2 protein-coding genes are annotated in these 2,784 nt (G+C 68.2%); both read left to right on the top strand.

Annotated elements, in window-relative coordinates:
• Positions 1–44: 44 nt before the first annotated feature.
• Complete coding sequence (locus ACLL81_RS00270) at positions 45–923, top strand: ABC transporter ATP-binding protein (RefSeq protein WP_411286344.1); 879 nt, start codon at positions 45–47, stop codon at positions 921–923.
• Between the two features lie 14 nt (positions 924–937).
• Positions 938–2,784, top strand: a 1,847-nt coding sequence (locus ACLL81_RS00265; RefSeq protein ID WP_411286343.1) for an ABC transporter permease, incomplete at its 3' end; no start/stop codon positions are given.

Genomic DNA, 2,784 nt, shown 5'->3' with positions numbered 1-2,784 from the left:
ACCGGGGCAGTTTCGCCCCGGTATTCTGAACGTGGTGGGACGACATGCTGGTGATCAAGGGCCTGACGCACGTCTATGCGAACGGCACGCGCGCGCTGGAGAATATCGACTTGGAGGTCGGCACCGGCATGTTCGGCCTCTTGGGGCCCAACGGGGCCGGCAAGTCGACCCTGATGCGCTCGGTGGCGACGCTGCAGACCCCCACCTCCGGCGCCATCCGGTTCGGCGGCATCGACGTCATCGCCGAGCCCGAGAAGCTGCGCCGCACCCTGGGCTACCTGCCCCAGGACTTCGGGGTCTATCCCCGGGTCTCCGCCTACGATCTGCTCGATCACATGGCCGTCCTGAAGGGCGTCGCCGGTCGGGCCGAGCGCCGCGAAACCGTTGAGGGCCTGCTCAACCAGGTGAACCTGTGGGACGTGCGCAAGAAGGCGGTGGCCGGATACTCCGGCGGCATGCGCCAGCGCTTCGGCATCGCCCAGGCGCTGATCGGCCGCCCGTCCCTGATCATCGTCGACGAGCCCACCGCCGGCCTCGATCCGGAGGAGCGCAACCGCTTCCTCAACCTCCTGGCCGAGATCGGCGAGAACGTGGTGGTGATCCTGTCCACCCACATCGTCGAGGACGTCTCCGACCTCTGCCCGCGCATGGCGGTGCTGGCCAGCGGCAAGATCCTGCTGGAAGGCGCCCCCGCCAAGCTGATGGCCGACCTGGGCGGCCGCATCTGGACCAAGACCATCGACCGGGCCGACCTCGCCGCCGAGCGGGAGCGCCACGAGGTGATCTCCACCCGCCTGTCGGCCGGCCGCACCGTCATCCACGTGCTCGCCGACAATCCTCCGGGGCCCGAGTTCGCCCCGGTCGAGGGCGGCCTGGAGGACGTCTACTTCTCCACCCTGACCGCCTCGCGGCGCGCGGCTTAAGGCGGGGCCAAGCCATGTTCGGCAAGATCGCGGCCTTCGAGCTGCGCTACCAGTTGCGCCAGCCGATCTTCTGGATCGCCAGCCTGATCTTCTTCCTGCTGGTGTTCGGGTCGGTGACCGTTGACCAGATCCGGATCGGCTCCGGCGGCAACGTCCACAAGAATTCTCCGGCGGCCATCGGCGAGACCACCCTGGTCATGACGCTGTTTTTCATGTTCGCGGCCACCGCCTTCGTGGCCAACGTGATCGTGCGCGACGACGAGACCGGCTACGGCCCGATCATCCGCTCCACCCGGATCCGCAAGTTCGACTACCTGTTCGGCCGCTTCGCCGGCGCCTTCGCCACCGTCGCCCTGGCCTTCCTGGCGGTGCCCCTGGCGTTCTTCCTGGGCTCTTTGATGCCCTGGGTGGACCCCGAGACGCTGGGCCCCAACAACCCCGCCTTCTACGCCTTCGCCTACTTCTGGTTGGCGCTGCCCAGCCTGTTCCTGGTCTCAGCGCTGTTCTTCTCGCTGGCCACCGCCACCCGTTCGATGATGGCCACCTATGTTGGCGTGGCCGGCTTCCTGATCGTCTACACGGTGTTCAGCGCCCTGATGCGCGAGCCGGAGCGGCGCGAGATCGCCGCGCTGCTGGAGCCCTTCGGCCTGGCCGCCTTCGGCCTGGCGACCCGCTATTTCACCGCCACTGAGAGCAACACCATCACGCCCGCCATTGAGGGCGCGCTGCTCTGGAACCGGCTGATCTGGGTCCCCGTGGCCGTCGCCTTCCTGGGCCTCGCCTATGCAGTTTTCCGCTTCGAGACCAAGGGCGCCAAGTCCGCGAAGAAGGACAAGGCCGTCGCCGACGCCGCACCCGCGCCGCCCGCCGGGCCGCTGCCGCGCCCCAGCTTCGGGCCGGCCACAGCCTGGACCCAGCTTCTCGCCCGCACCCGCTTCGAGATGGGCCAGGTGTTCAAGAGCCCGGCCTTCGCGGTGCTGCTGCTGCTGGGCCTGTTCAATTCCATGGGCGGGCTGATCCTGGGCGCCGAGGCTGGCGGCGCGGAGATCTTCCCGGTCACCCGCTGGGTGATCACCACGCTCAACGGGGCCTTCGTGTTCATCGTCATGATCGTGGCGATCTACTATTCCGGCGAGCTCGTCTGGCGCGAACGCGAGCGCAAGACCCACGAGATCGTCGACGCCACCGCCGTGCCCGACTGGGCCTTCGTGGCCCCCAAGACCCTGGCCATCGCCCTGGTGCTGATCGCCACCCTGCTGGTCAGCGTGATCGCCGGCCTGGCGGTGCAGGGCTTCAAGGGCTTCGCCGACGTGCAGCTCGGCAAGTATCTCTTCTGGTACGTCCTGCCCAACGCCGTGGACTGGACCCTGATCGCCGTCCTGGCGGTGTTCCTGCAGGCCATCTCGCCGCACAAGTTCGTCGGCTGGGGCCTGATGCTGCTCTACCTGATCGCGACCCTGGTCCTGGTACAGCTAGGTTTCGACCACAACCTCCTCAACTACGGCGGCACAACTCCTGTGCCGCTGTCGGACATGAATGGCCAGGGCGACTACGCGGGCTTCGCGGCCTGGCTGCGCGCCTACTGGTCGGCCTTCGCGGTGATCCTGCTGGTGCTGGCCTACGGCCTGTGGCGGAGGGGAACCGAGACCCGGCTCATGCCGCGCCTGCGCCGGCTGCCCCGCAGGCTGGCCGGACCCGCGGGGGTGATCGGCGGCCTGGCGCTGGCCGCCTTCGTCGGCCTGGGCGCCTACATCTACACCAACACCAACGTCTGGAATCCCTACCGCAACAACATCGAGGGCGAGCGCTGGCTGGCCGCCTACGAGAAGGCCTTCCTGCCCTACGAGAAGCTCCCCCAGCC

The sequence above is a fragment of the Phenylobacterium sp. genome, assembly GCF_046590535.1.
Classification (GTDB): Bacteria; Pseudomonadota; Alphaproteobacteria; order Caulobacterales; family Caulobacteraceae; genus Phenylobacterium.
The sequence above is the reverse complement of the archived record's forward strand: the minus strand, read 5'-3'. Positions and strand labels throughout refer to the sequence as shown.

What these genes read in the sequence shown, in the direction of transcription:
- ACLL81_RS00270 (WP_411286344.1), top strand. Translation starts at nt 45, where the DNA reads ATGCTGGTGATCAAGGGCCTGACGCACGTCTATGCGAACGGCACGCGC.